Here is a 22960-nt window from a genome sequence, read left to right on the forward strand (position 1 = left end):
TCCCTTCGGTCTTGCGTTTCCGACTATATCAGATCCTTTCGGCGTCTGTTTACCAGTCAGAGGGGGTTGTCTTCCCGGCCGTTGGGCCGTTCCGACGTCTCAAACCTTAGCGGATCCTTCCCGGTGAGCGCTAATCGGGCTTCCCGGCTCCCATTCGAATTCAATTCGGGCACGCCGAATTCAATCCCGCTGGGAGAGATCTTGCTGGTGGTGTGAGGTTCTGCCGCTGCTGCGGCTGAGGTGCTGCCCGAGAACCGTTACGGCTCCGTGGCAACCCGAAGAACCTTACGGATACACCAGGGGCGTGTCAAGCACCCCCTGTCAAGATCTTTTACTCCAGGTCGGCGAGGCGTCCGCCCGCGTCCGGCTGGGCGTGCTCCACCCGGCGCAGGAGCCGGGTGAGGACCTCGCCCAGAGCCGTGCGCTCGTCCGCCGAGAGGTCCTGGAGCAGGTCCTCCTCGAAGACCGTCGCCAGGCGCATGGCCTCCAGCCACTTCTCGCGGCCGTCGGTCGTCAGCTCGACGATGACCCGGACCCGGTTCGCCTCGTCCCGTTCCCGGGTCACCAGTCCCTCGGTGACCATGCGGTCGATCCGGTGGGTCATCGCGGCCGGCGTCAGGCCGAGGCGCTTGGCGAGGTCGCTGGGGCCCATCCGGTAGGGGGCGCCGGACAGGACGAGTGCCTTGAGGACCTCCCAGTCGGCATTGCTGATGCCGAGGGCGGCGGTCTGGCGGCCGTACGCGACGTTCATGCGGCGGTTGAGCCGGGACAGGGCCGACACGATCTTCTCGACCTGGGGGTCGAGGTCCTGGAACTCGCGCTGGTAGGCGGCGATCTGCTCTTCGAGGGTCGGCTCCGTGACCCCGGGGGTGTCGGCCATGCGCGCAGTATCCCACGGGGCCTCTTTGCTTTGAAGTCCTTCGGTATGTAGTCTTTAGCTTCGAACTTTAGCTTTGAAGTCTTCACACCTAATTAGTGGAAGAGGTGAACGTGACCAGGGACATGGGCGCAGCGATGCGCCGGATCCACGTGGGCAACGCACTCAGCGCGTTCGGGCTCGGCTTCACCGTCCCCTACCTGTACGTCTACGTGGCGCAGGTGCGGGGGCTCGGTGCCATGACGGCGGGGCTCGTGCTCGCCGTCTTCGCCGTGGCCGCGTTGATCGTGCTGCCGTTCGCCGGTCGGGCGATCGTGCGGCGCGGCCCGCTTCCGGTGCTCGTCGCCTCCCTGGTCACCGCCGCGCTGGGCGCGCTGAGCCTGGGGCTGGCCGGCAGCGCCGTCACCGTGCTGGCGGCCGCGGGCGCGCTCGGGGCGGGACAGGCCGTCATGCAGCCGGCGCTGGCGACGATGATCGTGGACTGCTCGCCGTCGGAGACGCGGTCGCGGGCGTTCGCCACGCAGTTCTTCCTGCAGAACCTCGGGCTCGGCGTCGGCGGGCTCATCGGCGGGCACCTCGTCGACACCACGCGCGTGTCCTCCTTCACGCTGCTGTTCGCGATCGAGGCGGCGATGTTCCTGCTGCTTGTCGTGGTGATGGCGACGGTGCGGATGCCGCACGTGCCGCGGGTCGAGGACGCGCCGCGTTCCGCGCGGGGCGGCTGGAGGCAGCTCCTGGGCAACCGGGCCATGGTGCAGCTCTCCGTGCTGGGCTTCGTGCTGTTCTTCGCCTGCTACGGCCAGTTCGAGTCGGGGCTGAGCGCGTACGGCGTGGAGGCCGCGGGGATCTCGACGTCCGCGCTGGGCACGGCGCTGGCGGCGAACACGCTGATGATCGTCGTGGCGCAGTTCGCCGTGCTGCGGTTCGTGGAGCGCCGGCGGCGGTCACGGGTGATCGCCGCGGTGGGGCTGATCTGGGCCGTGGCCTGGGTCGCCGCCGGGTACGCCGGTCTGGGGCACGGCAGCCAGGAGATGGCGACGGCCGCCTTCGTGTCGACGTACGCGCTGTTCGGGCTGGGTGAGGCGATGCTGTCGCCGACCGTCGCGCCGCTGGTCGCGGATCTCGCGCCCACGGGGCTCGCCGGGCAGTACAACTCGGCGTTCGCGCTGGTCAAGCAGCTGGCGCTGGCGATCGGTCCGGCGGTCGGCGGGCCCATGGGGGCGTCGCTGCACGCGCCGTACGTGGTGACGTTCCTGCTGTTCTCGCTGGGCATCACGGCGCTGGCGCTGCGGCTCGGGGCGCACCTGACGCCCGCGCAGGACCAGCCGTGGGTGCGCAACCGGGTGGTGGCCCGCGGCGGTACGGCGGCGACGTCGGTGTCCGCCGAGGCCTGACCCCGCGCGCGTGCCCCGGCGCTCACCCCTGGGGCAGGGCGAACTCGCACCACACGGCCTTGCCGCCGCCCGGGGTGCGTCTGCTCCCCCAGTTCGAGGCGATCGTGGCGACGATCGCGATGCCGCGGCCGGACTCGTCACCGGGTTCGGCGCGGCGGCGCCTGGGCAGGTGGTCGTCCCCGTCCGTGACCTCGACGATCAGGCGGCGGTCGGTGCGGCGCAGGCGCAGCCGCATGGGCGGGGTGCCGTGCTGGAGGGAGTTGGCGACGAGCTCGCTGGCCGCGAGGACGCCCAGGTCGTGCAGGTCGGCCGGGAAGCGCCAACTGGTGAGGACGCCGGAGGCGAAGGCACGCGCGCGGGGGGCCGCCTCGATGCCGCCGAGGAGCTCCAGCGCGGCGTTGCGGAACAGCTCGCCGTCGCTGCCCGTGCGGTGCGGGTGCTGGAGGACCAGGACGGCGACGTCGTCGTCGTGGTCGGCGGTCACGCCCGCCGAGCGGACCAGGCGGTCGCAGACCACCTGGGGGGTGCCGGTGGCTCCGGACAGGGCGCGTTCCAGGGCGGCGATGCCCTCGTCCAGGTCTTCGTTCCTGCGTTCGACGAGGCCGTCGGTGTAGAGGACGGCCGTGGCGCCCGGGCCGAGGGCGATCGAGCCGGAGGCGTGCATCCAGCCGCCGGTGCCGAGGGGCGGTCCGGTGGGTTCGTCGGCGCGCTGGACGGTGCCGTTCTCGTCGCGCACCAGGATCGGCAGGTGGCCCGCGGAGGCGTACACCAGCCGGCCCTCGTTCGGGTCGTGGATGGCGTACACGCACGTGGCGATCTGGTTGGCGTCGATCTCGGTGGCGAGGCCGTCGAGGAGCTGGAGCACCTCGTGCGGGGGCAGGTCGAGGCGGGCGTAGGCGCGCACGGCGGTGCGGAGCTGGCCCATGACGGCGGCGGCGCGCACGCCGCGGCCCATGACGTCGCCGATGACGAGGGCGGTGCGGCCGCCGCCGAGGGTGATCACGTCGTACCAGTCGCCGCCGACCGCGGCCTCGGTGCCGCCGGGCTGGTAGGTGGCGGCGATGCGCAGGTCGTCCGGCTGTTCGAGCTCCTGGGGGAGCAGGGAGCGCTGGAGGGTGACGGCCGTCTCGCGCTGGCGGCGCTCGCTCGCGCGCAGGCGCTCGGCGGCCTCGGCGTGGTCGGTGACATCGGTGGCGAACACCAGAACGGCGCTGTCGCCGCCGTCGGCGACGGGCGTGCAGGTGAACGTGTAGGAGCGGCCGTCGGGGGCCTTGCGGGACTTCAGGGTGCGGGGCTTGCCGCTGCGCAGGGCCTGGTCGAGCAGGGGCAGCAGGCCGAGGTCGCGCAGTTCGGGCAGGGCCTCGGCGGCGGGGGCGCCGGGCGGGCGCGGGCCGAAGGCGGCCGCGTAGGCGTCGTTGACGTAGGCGAGGCGGTGGTCGGCGCCGTGCGTCAGGGCGACGAGGGCCGGGACGCGGTCGAGGACCTCACGGACCGGCAGGTCGTCGACGGCCGGGGCGGGGGGCGTGTCGTCGGCGAGGTGCTCGGCGCGGGCCGCCGGTACCGAGGTGTCGCTCCGCCGGTCCGTCGGGAGGGTGACCGCGTGCTCGGCCCGCGCGGCGGCGCGGCGCTGCGTTCCGGGGAGCCGGGCGCTCCAGCGCGTGAAGTTCACGAATCCTTGCCTCGTGTAGTCGTCGTCGGCCGGCTCCTGGCCCGGCCTGGGCTCCGGGCCGCGCGGCGGGGGCCGCACATTGTCGCAGCACCTGTCGCAGCACCCGGGAAATGCAGCACTTGGAACAGCCTCGTGGGTCGCGGGGCGGGCGGTGGCCCGCCGGGCTCGGGGAGCAGTCTGGCAGGGTGGCCGTCCGGGCCGACAATCGTCGGACGCCGGAGCGGCCGGTGGAGTTCCTGGATCCGGACAGGACTACCCCAACGGGTCGTCGTCGCCTTCCTGGTGGCGCGGGTCCTGGGCCCGGTTCCCGTCGGCGGGGTCCGTCCGGTCGCCGGAAGGCTTTCCACCGGCAGCCAGTTCGAACTCCGCGCGCGGATGTTCGAGCGAGCCGAGGGAGACGATCTCCCGCTTGAAGAGTCCGGAGAGGGTCCACTCGGCGAGCACGCGCGCCTTGCGGTTGAAGGTGGGCACGCGGCTGAGGTGGTAGGCGCGGTGCATGAACCACGCCGGGTAGCCCTTGAGCCTGCGGCCGTACACGTGTGCGACGCCCTTGTGCAGGCCGAGGGAGGCGACCGAGCCGACGTACGCGTGCGCGTACGTCTCCAGGGGCTCGCCGCGCAGGGAGTGCGCGATGTTGTCGGCGAGCAGGCCGGCCTGGCGGACGGCGTGCTGGGCGTTGGGCGCCGTCTCCTGCCCGGGCCCGGCGGTGACGTCCGGGACGGCGGCGGCGTCACCGGCCGCCCACGCGTGCGTGACGCCCTCGACGGCCAGTTGCGGCGTGCACTTCAGGCGGCCGCGGGCGGTCAGCGGCAGGTCGGTCGCGGCGAGCAGGGGGTGCGGTTTGACGCCCGCGGTCCACACGACCGTACGGGTCGGGAAGCGGGAGCCGTCGCTGAGGACGGCGACGCGGTCGGCGCAGGACTCCAGCCGGGTCTCCAGGCGGACGTCGATGTTGCGGCGGCGCAGCTCGCTGACCGTGTAGCGGCCCATGTCCTCGCCGACCTCCGGCAGGATCCGGCCGGACGCCTCCACGAGGATCCACTTCATGTCCTCGGGCTTGACGTTGTGGTAGTAGCGCGTGGTGTAGCGGGCCATGTCCTCCAGCTCGCCGAGCGCTTCCACGCCCGCGAAGCCGCCGCCGACGAAGACGAAGGTGAGGGCCGCGTCGCGGATCGCCGGGTCGCGGGTGGAGGAGGCGATGTCCATCTGCTCGATGACGTGGTTGCGCAGGCCGATGGCCTCCTCGACGGTCCGGAAGCCGATGGCGTACTCGGCGAGGCCGGGGACGGGCAGCGTGCGCGAGACCGAACCGGGCGCGAGGACGAGCTCGTCGTACGGCAGCTCCCGCGGGCCGGTGCCCTCCTCCTCGGTCGCCGGGGTGGCGAGGGTGGCGGTGCGCTTGGCGTGGTCGACGGCGGTGATCTCGCCGATGAGCACCCGGCAGTGCGGCAGGACGCGGCGCAGCGGCACGACCACGTGCCGCGGGGAGATGGCGCCGGCGGCCGCCTCGGGCAGGAACGGCTGGTAGGTCATGTACGGGTCGGGCGTGACGACCGTGATCTCGGCCTCGCCGCGCCCCAGCTCGTGTTTCAGCTTCCGCTGGAGCCGCAGGGCCGTGTACATCCCGACGTAGCCGCCGCCGACAACGAGAATGCGCGCACGTTCCTTCACCATCCCATGACGCACCCGTCTCCGGAGTTTGTCCACAGCCCCGGCAAATTGTGTGACCGCGGGCCGGCTCCGGCGCGGGCCGGCCGGATCGCCGGCCCGCCCGATCGGTGCGCAGGTCAGGCGGTGCGCACCGGAGTGCGGCAAGGGATGCATTCGGGGCGTATACGACGCGTGCTCCGATCGGGGGGCGCTCCGTGCGGAACCTCCCCCTTCTGAATTGACGCCCTCTCAACTATGTTCGTCTCCACGGGGTGTAGGGGGCGTACCACGATCCGCGACGGGCGGGCCACGGCACGAGCCCGGTCCACGCGCCCCCAGCTTTCAGGCGGGGAGTCTCCGGGGGGAGACGTCATCACCGGGGGATACGCATGCACATTCAGGACTCTCATTGGTCAACGGCGTCGTCGGCGTCCGCCCTCGCACCCGGCGGGACGCTGAGCGCGGCCGTGGGCGGCGGACGGGAGGTGTCGCGGACGACACCGCTGCGCGTGGACGCGCAGCGGAATCTGGAGCACGTGCTGCGCGCGGCGCGTGAGGTGTTCGGCGAACTGGGTTACGGCGCGCCGATGGAGGACGTGGCGCGCCGCGCGCGGGTGGGTGTCGGCACGGTGTACCGGCGCTTCCCGAGCAAGGACGTGCTGGTGCGGCGGATAGCCGAGGAGGAGACCTCGCGGCTGACCGACCAGGCCCGCGCGGCGCTCGGCCAGGAGGACGAGCCGTGGTCGGCCCTGTCACGCTTCCTGCGCACGTCGGTGGCGTCCGGCGCCGGGCGGCTGCTGCCGCCGCAGGTGCTGCGCGTCGGCGTCGCGGAGGAGGACACGGCGGCCGACGAGGCGCGCGTGCCGCACCAGCGGACCCAGCCCGGCGGCGGCGAACTGCGCCTGCTCGCCGAGCCGGGCGTGCCGGTCGTGGCGAGCACGTCGGCCGTGGCGGACGACGACGCGGGAGCGGCCGCGCTGCTCGAGGTCGTGGGCCAGCTCGTGGATCGGGCGCGCGCGGCGGGCGAGCTGAGGCCGGACGTGTCGGTGTCGGACGTCCTGCTGGTGATCGCGACGGCAGCGCCCTCGCTGCCGGACGCGGCGCAGCAGGCGGCGGCCTCGGCGCGGCTGCTGGACATCCTGCTGGAGGGGCTGCGCTCACGGCCGTCCGCGTGAGCGAGACGGACACGGTGTCGCCGTGGCCGGGCGGCGGACGCGGGTGCCTGTGCGGCGCCCCGGCCGCCGCCCGGCCCGTGCGGGACACTCGCCGCATCTCGGATTGACGGGGGCAACTGCTGCCCGGCAGACGGCAGTTGAACCTTCCCCGTTCGGGTGAGGAGCAGTACAGGGATGTGACAAGTCCGCCCGGACGAGTGGATGGACCGGACGACGGGGCTCTGCCCGAAGGGGCGTATGGCACTCTGACCCGGTGGTCAGGACCGGCAGGGCAGGCGGCGGGGGCGTTGCGCGATGAGCGGTGACGGGCGGGACGAGTCCCTCGGTGACGGCGACGCGGACACCGGCCACCGACCGCCCCAGGTGCCGGGCCGGGGCGGCCGTCCGACCGCGTCCCACGAAGGTGTCCCCGCGCAGGGAGGCACCCCGGTCGCCGGAGCCCCCGACCACAGCGTGCCGGCGCAGCGGGAGTGGCGCGGGCGGCACGGGGACGACGTCCCGCCCTCGCCGTACGGCGGACCACAGCACGAGGGACCACAGCACGACGGACCACGGCACGGGGGGCCACCGCACGACGCGCCGCCGTCCGACGCCGAGCTGATCGACCGCATGCGCTCCGGCGACGACACCGCCTACGAGGAGCTGTACCGCCGCCACGCCCACGCCGTGCGCCGCTACGCCCGCACCTGCTGCCGGGACGGCCACACCGCCGACGACCTCACCGCCGAGGTGTTCGCCCGCATGCTCCAGGCCGTGCGCGGCGGCTCCGGGCCCGAACACGCCGTCCGCGCCTACCTGCTCACGTCCGTCCGGCGCGTCGCCGCCCACTGGACCCGGACCGCCAAGCGGGAACACCTGGTCGACGACTTCGCGGTGTTCGCCGCGCAAGCCTCTTGCTCCTCGGAGGTCGCCGACGACGACACCCTGGAACTGGGCGCCGACGTGCGCGCGATGCACGAGGCCGAGCAGTCGATGGCCATGCGGGCCTTTCGGTCGCTGCCCGAGCGCTGGCAGGCCGTGCTGTGGCACACCGAGGTCGAGGACGAGTCGCCGAGCGAGGTCGCCGTGCTGTTCGGCCTCGACGCCAATGGCACGCGCGTGCTGGCCAGCCGCGCCCGCGAGGGCCTGAAGCAGGCCTACCTCCAGGCCCACGTCAGCACCACCCTCACCAGCGACGAGGAGTGCGCCCGCTACGCCGACCAGCTCGGGACCTACGCCCGCCGCCGGCTCCGCGTCCGCGCCGAACGGGGCCTGCGCAAGCACCTGGAGGAGTGCGCCCGGTGCCGGCTGGCGGCCGCGCAGATCGAGGAGGTCGCCGGCAGCATCCCCGCGGTGGTGCCGGTCGCGGTCATCGGCTGGTTCGGTGCCGCCGGGTACGCCAAGGCCCTGGGGCTCGTCGCGGGCGGCGCCGGTGCCGGAGCGGCGGGTGCCGCGGGGGCCGCCGCGGCGGGCGGTGGTTCCTCCGGTGGGGGCGCGGGCGGCGCGGCTTCCGAGGGGCTGGGCGCGCCGGTGAAGGCCGGGATCGCCGCCGGTGTGGTCGCCGTGGCGGCCGCGGTGGTGGCCCTCGCCCTGGTCGGCCACGACACGTCACCGCCGCAGCGGCCCGAGGCCGAGCCGCGCGCCTCCGCCCCCGCGGTGGCCCCGGCCCCGACCGCGCCGGCCCCCACGCCACCCGGCGAGCAGACGGGGCCGGTGACCGCCCCCACGCCCGGGCGCACCCCGACGCCCGCCCCGGCCGTCACACCGGACGGGAGGACCAGCCCGCGCCCGGCTCCCCCGCCCGCGCGGACGCCCGGCTCCACGCCGACACCGACCCCGACCCCGAGTCCTACGGCCACCCCCACGCCCACCCCCACGCCGCCTCCCCCGCCGCCCCCGGTCCCGGCCCGCTACCGGCTCGACGAGCTGGCCTTCGACGTGGTCGGCGACGGCACCGGCCCCGAGATCCGGCTCGCCGGCAGCAGCTGGGTGTGGCAGCGCTCCGGCCTATCCATCGCCGAGCGGCACTACGCGCGCGGGGCGACCGTCCACGGCGACTCCTCCGTCACCGTCGACCTCAACCGGTCCTGCTCCTCCTACGACGCGATGGTCGGTGTGGACGACCTGACGCTGAAGCTCGGCCACGTCTACTTCTCCGTCTACGCCGACGGCGTACGGCTGTGGCGCTCCGGCCGGATCAAGGGCGGTGACCCGGCGGTGCCCGTCCACGTGGACCTCACCGGCCGCCGGACGGTACGCCTCGTCGTCGAACCGCACACCCCCTTCGACACCGTCGCGCTCGCGGACTGGGCCGACTCGGCGTTCAGCTGCTCCTGACCCGGTGGTCGCAGGTGTGGTGCCCGGCCGCCTCCTCCAGCAGGCGCAGGGTGTCCGGCGGGGTGAGGGTCGCGCCGCGGGCGCGCTCGGCCGCGTAGCTCCGCTCGCCCAGGCCCTCGCGGGCGGTCCGGGCCGTACGCTCGGCGCGGGCGCCCTCCGGCCGGGGGCGCGGGTGGGCGCCGCGCAGCCGGTCGGCGGCCGCCGACAGCCGGGCCGCGCGTGCCAGGTCGCCCACGTCGGCCAGGAGCTCCGCCGCGGTGTCCACGACCGCCGCGGTGACCGCCTCCGAGCAGTGGTCGGCCACCGCGCGGCGCAGGGTCCCGGCGAGGATCGGCAGGCCCCGGGCGGGTCCCGACTCGGCGGCGGTGACCTGCGCGTCGACCAGGTTCAGCGCCACCAGGAACTGCGGGGGCGGCGTGCCCTCGCCGCACACCCGGCGGACCTCGGTGCACAGCTCCCGCGCGCGGGCGGTGTCCTCCTCGTCGAGCGCGATGGAGGCCCGCAGCAGCAGGACGAACGCCCGGGCGTCGGCCACGCCGTAGCGGTCGGCGGACTCGCTCGCCTCGTCGAGCGCTGTGCGCGCGGCTGCCAGGTCGCCCGCGCGGTAGGCGATCTCTGCGAGCCGGGCGAGCAGGAACGGCGTCTCGGTGTAGGCGCCGACCTCGTACGCGAGCCGCAGGGCTTCGCGGTACTCGCTCTCCGCCTCGGCGGACCGGCCGCGTGCCATGGCCGCCTCGCCGACGGCGCTGGACACCTGGGCGCGCACCCAGCGGTCGCCGACCCGGCGGGCGAGGTCGCGCAGCTCGGCCAGGTCCTCGTCCACGCCGAGCAGGCCGCCCGGTGAGTCGACCACCATGTGCGTGCGGAACATCAGGGCGCAGGCCAGCTCCCACTCCCCGCCGTGCGCGCGGCAGTTGGCGACCGCCCGGTCGAGAATTCCCAGCACTTCCACGCGGGCGACGTCGGTGGTGCCGCCGTGCTCGAAGAGCGTGATGGGCCAGACCAGTCCGGGCATGCGGGCCGCGTCGGGGCCGCCCCGCTCGAAGCGGGCGCGCAGCAGGCCGGCGAAGAGCTGCCGGCGCGGCTCGCGCGTCATGCGCTCGTCCCCCGCCTCGGAGAGCAGGAACACGTGCAGCATCCGCAGGTTCATCCGCTGGGCGTGGCGCGGGTGGCCCTCCTCGTCGTCCGCGTGGGCGAGATAGGCGTCCACGGGGTCGACCCGGGCCATGAGCGCGGGCAGCTCGGCCGGCACGCGGGACCCGGGCGCCGGTCCGGACGACGGATCCCCACCCGGGCCCTCGTGGGCGCCGAGAACGTCGAGGGCGGCGCCCAGGCGCAGGGTGCGGTCGACCCAGTCGGCGCCCTCGTGGCGGTAGTTGCGCAGCCACCAGAACCAGCCCATCGCCAGGCAGAGCGCGCCGGCCTCCTCCTCGGCGCCCGCCGCCAGGGCGCGGTCGATCGCCACCCGGATGTTGTCGAGTTCCGCCTCCAGGCGGGCGATCCACGGGAGTTGCTCGGCGGAGCGCAGCAGGGGGTCGGCCCGCTCGGCGAGCGACCGTGCCCAGGCCCGGTGGCGGCGCTCGGCCTCCGTGCGCAGTGCGGGGACCTCGGCGGCGCGCTCGTCGGCGTACTCGTGGATGGTCTCCAGCATCCGGTAGCGCATGCCGCCGTCGCGCGCGTCGGGGGCGGCGACGACGAGGGACTTGTCGACGAGCGCCCCGACCAGCTCGGCGACCGGGCCCGAGCAGACCGCCTCGGCGGCCTCCAGGTCCCAGCCGCCGGCGAACACCGACAGCTCGCGCAGCACGGTCCGCTCGGCCTCGTCGAGCAGGTCCCAGGACCAGTCGACGACCGCGCGCAGGGTCTGCTGGCGGGGCAGGACCGTGCGGCTGCCGGAGGTGAGCAGGCGGAAGCGGTCGTCGAGGCGGTCGGCGATCTGGCGGGGGGTGAGCAGCCGCAGGCGGGCCGCCGCCAGCTCGATGGCGAGCGGCAGCCCGTCCAGGCGGCGGCAGATCTCGGCCACCGCGCCCTCGTCCCGGAGCACGTCGGCCGCGTCGGGACGGACGGCGGCCGCGCGCTCCCGGAAGAGGCGGTGCGCCGGGCCGGGGAGGAGGGGCTCGACCGGGCGGACCGACTCGCCTGGGACACCCAGGGGTTCACGGCTGGTGGCGAGGATCGTCAGGCCCGGGCAGCGGGTCAGCAGGGTCTCGGCGAGGGTGGCGGCCGCGCCGATGACGTGTTCGCAGTTGTCAAGGATCAGCAGTTCGCTGCGCGGGGCGCAATACTCGACGAGCAGGGCGACCGGGTCGTCCTGCGGGGTCGCCAGCTCGGAGGCCAGCAGCACGGTCTCGCGCAGACCGAGGGCACTGACCACCGCGCCCGGCACCGCCTCCGGCCGGTCGAGCGGCGCCAGCTCGACCAGCCACGCCTGCGGGAGCCCGGCGGCGGCTTCCTCGGCGAGACGGGTCTTCCCCGAACCGCCCGGTCCGGTGAGCGTGACCAGGCGGGCCCTGTGCAGTTCGGAACGAATCGCCGCGATCTCCGGTTCCCGGCCCACGAAAGAGGTAAGGCGCGGACGGAGGTTGCCGGTGCGGACCGGGTGCCGGGGGGCGGGCGCCGGGCCGGGGGCGGGGTCGAGGGGGGCAGCGGGGTCCAGGAAGGGAGCAGGCGCTGGTGCGGGGGCGGGCGCCCGCTCGCCGGTGCCCGCCCTGGGGCCGGTGGCCGCGCCCCCGTCGGCACGGGCCGCCTGCTGGAGCAGCTCCGCGTGCAGCGCCCGGAGCTCGCGTCCCGGGTCGGCGCCCAGTCCGTCGGCCAGGGCCCGGCGGGCGGTCTCGTAGGCGGCGAGGGCGTCGGCGCCCCGGCCCGTGTCGCGCAGGGCGCGGATGAGCAGGGCGTGCAGCGGCTCGTCGTACGGGTGGGCGGCGGTCAGCTCCGTCAGGCGCGGTACGGCCTCCTGGGCGCGGCCGAGGAGGAGGTCGGCCTCGGCGCGGGCCCGGGTCGCCTCCAGCCGCAGGGCGTCCGGGCGGGCGGCCGGGGTGCGGTCGGGGAGGTCGGCGAGGGCGGGGCCCCGCCACAGGGCGAGGGCGTCGTCGAGGGCGCGGGCGGCGGTGCGGGGGTCGCCGTGCCGCAGGGCGCGCGTGCCGTCGTGGACGAGGCGCTCGAAGACGAACAGGTCGACGTCGTCCTCGGTCGCGGTGAGGCGGTAGCCGCCGGGCTCGGAGGTGACGCCGTCCTTGCCGACGGTACGGCGCAGTCGGCCGACGAGGGCCTGGAGGGCGGCGTGGGCGTCCTGCGGCGGGGCGTCGGTCCAGATGTCGTCGATCAGGTCCTCGGGCGGGACGGTACGGCCGGGGCGCAGGGCGAGGGCCGCGAGCAGGGCGCGGAGGCGGGCGCCGGGGATGGACAGGGCTGTGCCCTGGTCGTCCGCTGTCTGGGTGACGCCCAGGATCCTGTACCGCACGGCCCCATTCTCCCCGCGCCCGCCACTCGCAGCACGGCATTTCGAACTCACGTTCAGTCACGCCGACCGGCAGCACCGGGGCACCGTGCAAGAAAGCCCCGCGCTCACCTGCCTGAGGGCCGCGGGGAACTGCGCAACACCCCCCACACACCCGCACCCGCACCCGCACCCGCACCCGCACCCGGCGACGAACGAGCCACCCCCACCCCGCGCCCCGCCCCCGCTCACCCCCCGGAGGACAACGCACTGCGCAGGGGCGCGATCCCCGCCGGGACCGCCCGCGCCCGGGCCGGTGTGCCCGTCCAGCAGGTGCCCCGGCGGGAGAGCAGCCGGCGGAGCCACAGTTCGAGGGAGACGAGGTCGGCCAGGCCGTCGAGCGGCAGGGGCTCGCCCGCCGCCGCGCTGCGCACCGCCGTGCGGACGACGCGCGCCTCGACCAGGCCCGCCTCCGCGAGCAGCGGCGTGTCGAAGAGCCCGAGGAGGGAGTCGGCCGCCACGCGCAGCCCCGCGCGCGCGGCCGCGGTGGCCGTGCTCTGCGAGGGCGCGCCCCAGCCGGGCGGGAGGTCGGCCACCCCGGCACCCTTGAGGACGGTGCGCAGGATGGCGGCCCGGGCGCCGGGCTGGACGCGCAGGGTCTCCGGCAGGGCCCGGCACGCGCGCACGACCTGGTTGTCGAGGAACGGCGTGTGCAGGCGCTGGAAGCGGATCTCGGCGGCCTGTTCCAGCACGCGCAGGTCGCCCGCGGCACGGGCGAGGGCCGCACGCGCGCGGTGGTCACCGGGCCGCTCGCCGGGGCCGCCCCCGGAGCGGGTCGCCGCGCTCTCCAGGCGAACCGATACTTCGGCCAGGGCCTCGCCCGTCAGCCAGCGTGCGGCCGGCCCGGGACTGCCCCAGGCCAGCGCCGCGAGCGAGGCGCCGACGGCGCTGCCGAAGTCGTCGAAGCGCCGGTCGCGCAGCCGCTCGGCGAGGCTCTCCACGCCCGTGCGGTACGGCGTGCGGGCCAGGCGGCGGGCGGCGCCGTACACGCGCGCGGGGACGAACACCGAGCCGTCCGCCTTGGTCAGCGCGGCGACCGGACGCACCAGGTGGCGGCGCTTGCGGTCCATCAGCAGGTCGGCGAGGCGGGCCGGGTGGGCGTCGAGGACCTGGCGGGCGCCGTAGCCGGTGAAGTGGTCGGCGCTGCCGGCGGCGAGCCGCGCACGGTGGCGGGCGGTGGTCACCAGGCTGGGGCCGGGTTCGTCGGTGAGCGGGCCGTCGAGGTCGGCGTAGGGGAGGGTGTCCTCGGCGCCGGCCACGACGACGTGGTGCAGCCGCGGGTTGGCCGCGAGGGCGCCGGCGCGTTCGAGCTCTGCTTCCTGGCCGCCCACGGCGAGGTCGTTGAAGGTGACCGCCAGGAGGCGCTCGCCGGCGCCCGTGCCGTGGCCGAGGACCGTGCCGGGCATGCCGGGCAGGCCCGCCGCGAGCAGGGCCAGGGTGCCGGAGGCCGGGCCGCCGGACAGGTCGGCGCCGATGCCCGGCACGGGCATGCCCCGCGCGGCCCTGCGCTCGGCCGGTCCCATGCCGGGCACCGGGCCGGGGTCGATGTCGGCGCCGGGGACGTGGCGCGGCGCGGACAGACGCGCGCGTACCGCCTCCACGAGCGCGTCGCGCACGCCGTCGACCGCGCGGTCGGGGTCGACGGGGGCCGCCGCCACGGCGATGGAGGCGACCGGCTCGTACCCGGCGATCTCGCGCGCCCCGGCGCGCAGGATCAGCGCGTGCCCCGGCGGGATGCGCCGCACGCCGTCGTAGGGGGTGGAGTCCAGCAGGGCGGCCGGCACGTCGGGGGCGGCCAGCAGCGCGGCGAGGTGGCCGTAGTCGAGGTTGGCCTCGACGAGGTCGGCCAGCGGCAGGGCGGCCGTGGCGTAGGCCGTGCCGCCCGCCCAGGGGGTGTGGAAGACCGGCCGGGCGCCGGCCAGGTCGCCGCAGACGGTGATCCGGCGGCCGACCTGCACGACGGCGGTGTAACTGCCGGGCCAGGCCGTCAGGTGGCGCAGGGCGCCCCCGCGCGCGGCGAGCAGGCCCACGCGCAGTTGTTCGTCGGAGGCGCCGCACATGCCGAGGACGGCGATCCGGGTGCGCTCGTCGGCGCGCACCACGCGCACCTCGTCGGGGCGCCAGTCGCCGACCGCCCACAGCGGATCGGGGTCGCCCCACAGGAGGTGGGAGCCGACGGGGTGCATGGTCTCGCCGTCGGGGCCGACCGCGCCGCCGCGTTCACCGTGTCCGGCGTACGCGTCGGGGCCGCCGTAGGTGTCGTACCCGCCGAAAGTGCCGTGTTTGCCGCGGCCGTCGGCGGTACTGCTCCACCCCACCAACCACCGCATCGACGCCTCCACGGACTGTGGACAACCAGTGCACCGTACGAACGGTTCACCATGCTGCCACGAAGAACGCGCCGCAGAGCGAAGGCGGGACGGCTTGTGATCCGGGGAACGCACGGGCGCACGGGCGCTCGCTCCGGCTCGGGCGCCCGCGTGCGATCCCGTCACTGCGATGCGAATGCGCCCCCGCTGCGCTCCCCCAAAACGCCCCGTGCGCCCTCGATTTCCGTGGTGGGAGCCGTGATGCACCGGCGGACACGGGGGCGATTTTCGGCCAAATCCCTTGCGCGCAAAGGATGTTGGAACAGCTTCGCACACGCTCCGTGCACACCGGCGCCGTGTCCTCGGCGCGTCGGCCCGGGAGACGGGCAGCGCCTCCCGGACCGCTCCGCCGCCCGCGGGGATGAAGGCGGCGGTGTCCCCCAGCCCACTGGATCCAGTACAGCGGGCCGACCCACGCACGGCCATGGAACCGCTCCCGGGATGGCCGGAGAAGAGCGCACGCACGGGCGCACGGCCACACGCCAGGAGCACGCCGCAACGGTGCGTACGGAACGCCGCCCTCACGTACGGGCCACAATCCCGCCATCCGGAAGAATGCCCCTTAACGCTTGGGATGCGGCGAACTACGCTGGGTTTACGAATGCCGCGTGGTTATGCCATCGCGGCAGCCGTCTGTGTCGAGGGGTGGCGCAATGTCCAGGGAGCAACGCGGGCCGAACGAAAAGCTCGGCGCCGTTCTCGCCCTCGCGGGAATCAGCAACGCCGGACTGGCGCGACGCGTCAACGACTTAGGGGCGCAACGTGGGTTGACGCTCCGCTACGACAAGACGTCGGTGGCGCGCTGGGTGTCGAAGGGCATGGTGCCGCAGGGAGCGGCGCCGCACCTCATCGCGGCCGCGATCGGCCAGAAGCTCGGCCGCCCGGTGCCGCTGCACGAGATCGGGCTCGCGGACGCCGATCCCGCGCCCGAGGTGGGCCTCGCCTTCCCCCGGGACGTCGGCCAGGCCGTGCGGTCGGCGACCGAGCTGTACCGGCTGGACCTCGCCGGCCGCCGCGCCGGCACCGGAGGCATCTGGCAGTCGCTGGCGGGCTCGTTCGCGGTCAGCGCCTACGCCACGCCCGCCTCGCGCTGGCTGATAACCCCGGCCGACAGCTCGGTCGCGCGCGAGGCGTACTCCTCGGAGAGCTCCGGCGCACCGCTCAAAGTCGGCCACAGCGACGTGCGGAAGCTGCGGGAGGCAGCCGAGGACGCCAGGCGCTGGGACTCCAAGTACGGGGGCGGCGACTGGCGTTCGTCCATGGTGCCGGAGTGCCTGCGGGTGGAGGCGGCGCCCCTGCTGCTCGGCTCCTACTCCGACGAGGTCGGCCGCGCCCTGTTCGGGGCGAGCGCCGAACTGACCCGGCTGGCCGGGTGGATGGCCTTCGACACCGGCCAGCAGGAGGCCGCGCAGCGGTACTACATCCAGGCGCTGCGGCTCGCCCGCGCCGCGGCCGACGTCCCCCTCGGGGGGTACGTCCTGGCGTCCATGTCCCTCCAGGCGACCTACCGCGGCTTCGGGGACGAGGGCGTCGACCTGGCGCAGGCCGCCCTGGAGCGCAACCGGGGCCTGGCCACGGCGCGCACGATGAGCTTCTTCCGGCTCGTCGAGGCGCGCGCCCACGCGCGTGCGGGGGACGCCCATGCGGCGGGCGCCGCGCTCAAGGCCGCCGAGGGATGGCTGGAACGCGCCCGGGAGGGCGACAACGACCCGTCCTGGCTCGGCTTCTACTCCTACGACCGCTTCGCCGCCGACGCCGCCGAGTGCTACCGCGACCTGAAGGCACCGCGCCAGGTCCGGCGGTTCACCGAGCAGGCCCTGTCGCAGCCGACGGAGGAGTTCGTCCGCTCGCACGGGCTGCGGCTGGTCGTCTCGGCGGTGGCCGAACTGGAGTCCGGCAACCTCGACGCGGCCTGCGAGCAGGGCGTGCGGGCCGTGGAGGTGGCCGGGCGGATCTCCTCCGCGCGCACCACCGAGTACGTCAAGGACCTCCTGCACCGGCTGGAGCCCTACGGCGACGAGCCGCGGGTCGTGGAGCTGCGGGAGCGCGCCCGGCCGCTGCTGGCCCCGGCGTAGGCCCGCCGGCGGAAGCACCACCGGCGGCCCCCGCCTCAGCACCGCCGCCCGCGCCCCGCCAGGAACACCGCTCCCCCCGCGTTTGAAGCCGCTGTCAGTGGCGCAGTGCACTATCGGGAGCGGGAGGTGGTGCCTGGTGGGAGCCGGGACGGCATACGACGGTGACGTGCTGGTCGTGGGCGGGGGGATCGTCGGGCTGTCGACGGCGTACGCGATCACGCGGGCCGCGCCGGGGACACGCGTGACCGTGCTGGAGAAGGAGCCCGCGCCGGCCCGTCACCAGACGGGGCGCAACAGCGGGGTCATCCACAGCGGGATCTACTACCGTCCGGGATCGCTGAAGGCGCGGTACGCGGTGCGGGGCGCCGCCGAGATGATCAAGTTCTGCGCGGAGTACGACCTCCCGCACGCCGTCACCGGCAAGCTGATCGTCGCCACCGAGCGCGACGAGCTGCCCCGGCTGCACGCGCTCGTGCAGCGAGGCCGGGAGAACGGCATCCCGGTGCAGGAGCTGAGCGGCGCGCAGATCGCGGAGCACGAGCCCGAGGTGCGCGGCCTCGCCGCGATCCACGTGCGGACGACCGGCATCTGCGACTACGGGGCCGTCGCGCGGCAGCTCGCGGAGGCGTCCGGGGCGGAGATCCGCTACGGCGCGGAGGTCGTCCAGGTCGACCGGCGGGCCGGGCTCGGCGTGGCCGTGCGCACCGCGCGCGGGGACGTGGTGCGCGCGCGGGTGCTGGTGAACTGCGCCGGGCTCTACTGCGACCGGATCGCCGAGCTGACCGGGGACGAGCCCGAGGTGCGCATCGTGCCGTTCCGCGGGGAGTACTACGAGCTGGCGCGGACCGAGCTGGTGCGGGGCCTGGTGTACCCGGTGCCCGACCCGGCGTTCCCGTTCCTCGGCGTGCACCTCACGCGCGGGATCGACGGGGGCGTGCACGTCGGTCCGAACGCGGTGCCGGCGCTCGCCCGCGAGGGGTACGGGTGGGGGGTCGTCCGGCCGGGGGAGGTCGCCCGGACGGTGGCGTGGCCCGGGGCCTGGCGGATGGGCCGACGGCACTGGCGGTACGGGCTCGGGGAGCTGCGCAGGTCGGTGTCCAAGGGGGCGTTCGTGGCGGCGGTGCGCAGGATGCTGCCCGCGGTGGAGGAGGAGGACCTGGTGCGGGCCGGCGCGGGCGTGCGGGCGCAGGCGGTGCTGCGGGACGGCGGGCTGGTGGACGACTTCCTGATCCGGGAGGGCGACCGGGCGGTGCACGTGCTGAACGCGCCGTCCCCCGCCGCGACGGCGTCCCTGCCGATCGGCCGCGAGGTGGCCCGGCGGGCCCTGGCCGTGCTGGAGTCCGCGTGACGCAGGCTTGCGCGTGACGCAGGCTTGGGCGGGGCCGGTGACGGTGGGCCGCGTCCCCGGTCCGCCGCCCCGTAAAATCGGTTCCACTGTGTCTGACTCGCTGAACTCCCCCGAAGCCCCCCGGACCGCCGCCGACGAGCGGTGGCACCGCCCCGGTGTGTCCGTGCGGCACACGCGGCCCAAGGGGGAGCCGCGCTTCCCCGACGGGCCGCAGGCGGACCCCGCCGGGTCGCACTTCGAGCGGCGCATCCGGAGCTTCCAGCCGCGGCGCAGCCGGGTCACGGCCGGGCAGGCCGACGCCCTGCAGCGGCTGTGGCCCAAGTGGGGGCTGGACATCGACGGGCAGCGGGTGCTCGACCTGGCCGAGCTGTTCGGCGACGAGCGCCCGGTCGTGCTGGAGATCGGGTTCGGCATGGGCGAGGCCACCGCGCAGATGGCCGCCGCCGACCCGGACACCAACATCCTCGCCGTCGACGTGCACACCCCGGGCCAGGGCAACCTGCTGGCACTCGCCGAGCGCGGCGGCCTGACCAACGTCCGGGTCGCCAACGGCGACGCGATCATCCTGCTGCGCGAGATGCTCGTCCCCGATGCGCTCGACGGGCTGCGCGTCTACTTCCCGGACCCCTGGCCGAAGAAGCGCCACCACAAGCGCAGACTCATCCAGCCCGAGTTCCTCTCGCTCGCCGCGACGCGCCTGCGGCCCGGGGCGGTCCTGCACTGCGCGACCGACTGGGAGCCGTACGCCGAGCAGATGCTCGAGGTGCTCGACGCCCACCCGGACTTCGAGAACACCCAGCCCGACGGCGGGTTCGCGCCCCGGCCCGGCTTCCGTCCGCTGACCCGCTTCGAGGGCCAGGGGCTGGACAAGGGCCACGTGGTGAACGATCTGCTGTTCCGCCGCGTACAGCACCGCTGACCGCCCACCCCGCCGCCGTACCACCCCGCACCCGTCAAGGCACCGCCCGTTCCGCGCCCGTGGAGGCACCGTCGCGGGCGGCGCCGTCCCTCGTTAGGGTCGATGCCGTGGCCATCAGTCCCCCGTACCCGCCGTACCCGACCCCGCCCGACGGCCCCGCCGGGGGCGGGGCGCTGCGGCACGCGCACTGGTGGCAGCGCACCTGGGTGCGGTACGGCGCGCTCATCACCCTGCTGACCCTGTCCGGGCTGGTGATCCTCGCGCTGGTGCGCCAACAGACCGGCACCGAGGGCTTCCTGGTGGGCCTGGGGCTGGCCGTCCTGCCCGTGCCGCTGCTCATCGCCGCGTTCCGGTGGCTGGACCGGGTGGAGCCGGGCCCCTGGCGGAACCTGGTGTTCGCGTTCGCCTGGGGCGCCTGCGCGGCCGCGCTCATCGCCATCGTCGCCAACAGCTTCGCCACGAAGTGGATCGCGACGGCGACCGCCGACCCCTCCGGTGCGGACACCCTGGGCGCGACCGTCATAGCGCCGGTGGTCGAGGAGTCCGCCAAGGCCGCCGCCGTCCTGCTCGTCTTCCTCTTCCGCAGACGGGACTTCACCGGGATCGTCGACGGCGTCGTCATAGCCGGGGTGACCGCGACCGGGTTCGCGTTCACCGAGAACATCCTCTACCTCGGCACGGCCTTCGGGACCGACCAGCTCACCGGCGACCGCGGCATCCCCTCCGTCACCGCCGCGACCTTCTTCGTGCGCGTCGTCATGTCCCCGTTCGCGCACCCCCTGTTCACCGTCCTCACCGGCATCGGCTTCGGCATCGCCGCGCTCTCCGGCGAACGCCAGCACGTGCGGCGCGTCCTGCTGCCGCTCGCCGGGCTGCTGCTCGCCATGGGCATGCACTCCTTCTGGAACGGCTCCTCCACCTTCGGGGAGTTCGGCTTCTTCGCGGTCTACGGCGCCTTCATGGTGCCCACGTTCGCCGTGCTGACCTGGCTCGTCGTGTGGACGCGCCAGCGCGAGCTGCACACCGTGCGCGAGGAACTGCCCGCCTACGCCGTCGCCGGGTGGCTGTCCCCGGCCGAGCCGTACGCGCTCGGCTCGATGCGGGCACGGCGGCTCGCGCGCACCGTCGCCAAGAACCACGGGGGCAGGCCCGCCGCCCGGGCCGTCGCCGAGTACGAGGCCTATGCCACCTCCCTGGCGTTCCTGCGGCACCGGGGGCGGCTGGGCCGGGCCGGCAGCGACTTCGTCGTACGCGAGGGCGAGCTGCTGAACGAGCTGTGGCGCCGGCGCGAGACCGCGCGTCCGGCGCTGGAGCACGCGGGCCGGGTGGCCGCCCCCATGCCGGTCCCCGTGGCGGCCTGGCCCGGACCCGGCTTCGGGTACGCACAGGGCCCGGGACAGGGCTACGGATACGCGCAGCCGCCGGGACACCACCACGCCCCGGCGCAGGGGTACGGGTACCCGGCGGCCCCGCACCCCGCGTACAACCCGTACCGGACGTGACGCCGGCACCGGCGCACGCCCCTACGCCGACGCCTCCGTCAGCGCGTCCAGTTCCTCGCCCGTGAGGTCCAGCTCCGCCAGCGCCAGCAGGTCCGGGAGCTGGTCGGTCGTCCGGGCCGAGGCGAGGGGGGCGGCGACCGTGGGCTGGGCGGCGAGCCAGGCCAGGGCGACCGTGGCGACCGGCACCCCGTGGGCGGCGGCGGTCTCGTCGAGCGCCGTGAGGACGCGGCGGCCCCGCTCGGTGTCCAGGTGCTTGCCGGCCCCCGCGGCCCGGGCGCTGTCCACCGTGGTGCCCGGGCGGTACTTGCCGGTCAGGAAGCCGGAGGCCAAGGCGTAGTAGGGGACGGCGGCCAGGCCCTCGCGCTCGGCCAGGTCGCGCAGCGCGCCCTCGTAGGTGTCGCGGGAGACCAGGTTGTAGTGCGGCTGGAGGGCGACGTACCGGGCCAGGCCCTCCCGGTCGGAGAAGGCCAGGGAGGCGCTCAGCCGCTCGGGGGAGATGTTGGACGCGGCGATCTGGCGGACCTTGCCCGCCTTCACCAGCTCGTCGAGCGCGCCGATGATCTCCTCCACCGGCACCTCGGGCTTGTCGAAGTGGGTGTAGTACAGGTCGATGCGGTCGGTGCCCAGGCGGCGCAGGGAGGCGTCGGCGGCGGCCTTGATGTTCGCCGCGGTCAGGCCCTGGTAGTCGGGGTGCTGGCTGACCTTGGTGGCGATGACGACGTCGTCGCGGTTGCCGCGCGACGCGAGCCACTTGCCGATGATCGTCTCGGACTCGCCGCCGCTGTTGCCGTCGACCCAGGCCGAGTAGGAGTCGGCGGTGTCGAGGAAGTTGCCGCCGGCCGCGGTGTAGGCGTCGAGGACGGCGAAGGAGGCGGCCTCGTCGGCCGTCCAGCCGAAGACGTTGCCCCCGAGGGCGAGCGGGAAGACCTCGAGGTCGGAGGAACCGAGCTTGCGCAGAGCAGTCATGCCCTGTTCCAACGACCGGCCCCGGGACGGTCATCCCGCCCGCCCGCAAACTTCACGTAAACCGGAGCGGCCGCCGCCGGTTCGCGCGGTGCCGTGCATGGGGCGGCCGGTCCCGGGAACCCGTTCCTCGGCCGGCCGCCCGGTCAGGGACGGATCAGGGGGGTCGGGTCAGGGAGTCAGGCCCTTGTCGCGCAGCCACGCCATCGGGTCGATCCCGGTGGCCGCGCCGCCGGGGTGGACCTCGAGGTGCAGGTGCGGCCCGGTGACGTTGCCGGTGGCGCCGACGCGCCCGATGACGTCGCCGGTGCCGACCTTCTGGCCGACGCTGACGCTGATCGAGGACTGGTGGCAGAACCAGAGCTCGGTGCCGTCGTCGAGGGTGAGGATCGTGCGGTAGCCGTAGGAGCCGGCCCAGCCCGCCTCGGTGATCGTGCCGCCGTGCACGGCCTTGATGAGGGTGCCGGTGGGCGCGGCGAAGTCGAGGCCGGTGTGGTAGCCGGAGGACCACATCGAGCCGGCCTGGCCGAACGTCGAGGTGATCGTGTACGAGGAGGTCGGCAGCGTGTACTGCTTGGCCAGTGCGGCCAGGCGCGCGGCCTCGGCCACCTCGGCCGCCTGCTCCTCGGCCTTCTTCTTCGCGGCGGCGGCCTTCGCCTGGGCCTCCTGTTCGGCCTGGGCGGCGGCGTCGGCCTCCGCCTTGGCCGCGGCGGCCTCGACGGCGGCGAGCGCCTTGGTGTCGACCTGGGTCTGCTGTGACTCGGCCTGCGCCATGATCCGGTTGCGCAGGGCCTCACCGGCGTCGGCGGTGCCCCGGGCGGTGTCGTCCGCGGTGGTGCCGAAGGTGCTCAGCGCCGCGGGGGCGGCTTCCTGCGGGGCGTCGTGGTCGGAGATCAGCGAGCCGACGGAGGGCAGGTCGGGCAGCGAGATGGAGACCGGCGGCTTGCCGGTGTTGGCGCTGGCCATGCCGCCCGCGCCGACGGCGGCGATGACGCCGACGCCGAGGACGGTGGAGCTGCGGGCGAGTCCGCCGCGCTGCTTGGCGACGCGGTGCCGGCCGCGTACCGGACGGAGGGAGTCCGCGGTGGGGTTCCACTCCTCCCAGGGGCCCTCGTCGATGTGCTGGCCGCCGTAGGCGAACGTCTCGGAGGGACGCTGGCCCGGCAGGGAGGGGGCTTCTGGGGCAGGCCGGTTGGACGCCACGCGG

The 22960-nt window shown here is 75.0% G+C and carries 14 protein-coding genes; 7 read left to right on the plus strand and 7 right to left on the minus strand.

All coding sequences use genetic code 11. The features are described 5' to 3' along the window. Positions 1-331: 331 nt before the first annotated feature. Complete coding sequence (locus E4U92_RS29465) at positions 332-880, minus strand: MarR family winged helix-turn-helix transcriptional regulator (RefSeq protein WP_137303490.1); 549 nt, start codon at positions 878-880, stop codon at positions 332-334. A gap of 134 nt (positions 881-1014) precedes the next feature. Here E4U92_RS29465 and E4U92_RS29470 point away from each other — a divergent pair, with 134 nt between their 5' ends. Further along, entirely contained in the window at positions 1015-2271 is a 1257-nt protein-coding gene (locus E4U92_RS29470; RefSeq protein WP_174864058.1) for an MFS transporter, read from the plus strand. 22 nt (positions 2272-2293) lie between these two features. Here E4U92_RS29470 and E4U92_RS29475 read toward each other — a convergent pair whose 3' ends face one another. Beyond that, a complete protein-coding gene (locus E4U92_RS29475; RefSeq protein ID WP_137303492.1) occupies positions 2294-3940 on the minus strand; it encodes an ATP-binding SpoIIE family protein phosphatase in 1647 nt (548 codons plus the stop codon). A gap of 252 nt (positions 3941-4192) precedes the next feature. Further along, on the minus strand, positions 4193-5614 hold the full coding sequence (locus tag E4U92_RS29480) for an NAD(P)/FAD-dependent oxidoreductase (protein WP_137303493.1): 1422 nt from the start codon (positions 5612-5614) through the stop codon (positions 4193-4195). A gap of 365 nt (positions 5615-5979) precedes the next feature. Here E4U92_RS29480 and E4U92_RS29485 point away from each other — a divergent pair, with 365 nt between their 5' ends. Both E4U92_RS29485 and E4U92_RS29490 read left to right on the plus strand, forming a co-directional pair. Then, positions 5980-6765: a TetR/AcrR family transcriptional regulator gene (locus tag E4U92_RS29485; protein WP_137303494.1), complete on the plus strand. Its 786-nt coding sequence runs from the start codon at positions 5980-5982 to the stop codon at positions 6763-6765. A 294-nt stretch (positions 6766-7059) separates the two neighbouring features. Next, complete coding sequence (locus tag E4U92_RS29490; RefSeq protein ID WP_137303495.1) at positions 7060-9081, plus strand: sigma-70 family RNA polymerase sigma factor; 2022 nt, start codon at positions 7060-7062, stop codon at positions 9079-9081. Here E4U92_RS29490 and E4U92_RS29495 read toward each other — a convergent pair. After that, on the minus strand, positions 9068-12541 hold the full coding sequence (locus tag E4U92_RS29495; protein WP_137303496.1) for an AfsR/SARP family transcriptional regulator: 3474 nt from the start codon (positions 12539-12541) through the stop codon (positions 9068-9070). The genes E4U92_RS29490 and E4U92_RS29495 overlap by 14 nt on opposite strands. 224 nt (positions 12542-12765) lie before the next feature. Beyond that, complete coding sequence (locus E4U92_RS29500) at positions 12766-14907, minus strand: asparagine synthase-related protein (protein ID WP_137303497.1); 2142 nt, start codon at positions 14905-14907, stop codon at positions 12766-12768. 692 nt (positions 14908-15599) lie between these two features. Here E4U92_RS29500 and E4U92_RS29505 point away from each other — a divergent pair. The 4 genes from E4U92_RS29505 (at position 15600) to E4U92_RS29520 (ending at position 20790) form a co-directional block, all read left to right on the plus strand. Then, the gene (locus E4U92_RS29505) at positions 15600-17021 is read left to right on the plus strand and encodes an NsdA family TPR-like regulatory protein (RefSeq protein ID WP_137303498.1); all 1422 of its coding nucleotides are present in this window, start codon (positions 15600-15602) and stop codon (positions 17019-17021) included. Between the two features lie 136 nt (positions 17022-17157). Beyond that, on the plus strand, positions 17158-18369 hold the full coding sequence (lhgO, locus tag E4U92_RS29510) for an L-2-hydroxyglutarate oxidase (protein ID WP_229862732.1): 1212 nt from the start codon (positions 17158-17160) through the stop codon (positions 18367-18369). Between the two features lie 88 nt (positions 18370-18457). Continuing rightward, positions 18458-19288, plus strand: a complete 831-nt coding sequence (gene trmB, locus E4U92_RS29515) for a tRNA (guanosine(46)-N7)-methyltransferase TrmB (RefSeq protein ID WP_137303499.1) — start codon at positions 18458-18460, stop codon at positions 19286-19288. Between the two features lie 107 nt (positions 19289-19395). After that, positions 19396-20790 carry a PrsW family intramembrane metalloprotease gene (locus E4U92_RS29520; RefSeq protein ID WP_137303500.1) on the plus strand — a complete coding sequence of 465 codons (1395 nt, stop codon included), beginning with the start codon at positions 19396-19398 and terminating at the stop codon, positions 20788-20790. A gap of 21 nt (positions 20791-20811) precedes the next feature. Here E4U92_RS29520 and E4U92_RS29525 read toward each other — a convergent pair whose 3' ends face one another. Both E4U92_RS29525 and E4U92_RS29530 read right to left on the minus strand, forming a co-directional pair. Beyond that, complete coding sequence (locus E4U92_RS29525) at positions 20812-21756, minus strand: aldo/keto reductase (RefSeq protein ID WP_137303501.1); 945 nt, start codon at positions 21754-21756, stop codon at positions 20812-20814. 168 nt (positions 21757-21924) lie between these two features. Then, positions 21925-22956, minus strand: coding sequence for a M23 family metallopeptidase (locus tag E4U92_RS29530; protein ID WP_137303502.1), 1032 nt, complete (start codon positions 22954-22956; stop codon positions 21925-21927). Between the last annotated feature and the right edge of the window lie 4 nt (positions 22957-22960).

This window comes from Streptomyces galbus, from assembly GCF_005280195.1.
Classification (GTDB): Bacteria; Actinomycetota; Actinomycetes; order Streptomycetales; family Streptomycetaceae; genus Streptomyces; species Streptomyces galbus.

Coding starts and splice junctions, on each gene's coding strand:
- E4U92_RS29465 (WP_137303490.1), bottom strand. CDS start 880: ATGGCCGACACCCCCGGGGTCACGGAGCCGACCCTCGAAGAGCAGATC.
- E4U92_RS29470 (WP_174864058.1), top strand. CDS start 1,015: ATGCGCCGGATCCACGTGGGCAACGCACTCAGCGCGTTCGGGCTCGGC.
- E4U92_RS29480 (WP_137303493.1), bottom strand. CDS start 5,614: ATGGTGAAGGAACGTGCGCGCATTCTCGTTGTCGGCGGCGGCTACGTC.
- E4U92_RS29485 (WP_137303494.1), top strand. CDS start 5,980: ATGCACATTCAGGACTCTCATTGGTCAACGGCGTCGTCGGCGTCCGCC.
- E4U92_RS29490 (WP_137303495.1), top strand. CDS start 7,060: ATGAGCGGTGACGGGCGGGACGAGTCCCTCGGTGACGGCGACGCGGAC.
- E4U92_RS29500 (WP_137303497.1), bottom strand. CDS start 14,907: ATGCGGTGGTTGGTGGGGTGGAGCAGTACCGCCGACGGCCGCGGCAAA.
- E4U92_RS29505 (WP_137303498.1), top strand. CDS start 15,600: ATGTCCAGGGAGCAACGCGGGCCGAACGAAAAGCTCGGCGCCGTTCTC.
- E4U92_RS29525 (WP_137303501.1), bottom strand. CDS start 21,756: ATGACTGCTCTGCGCAAGCTCGGTTCCTCCGACCTCGAGGTCTTCCCG.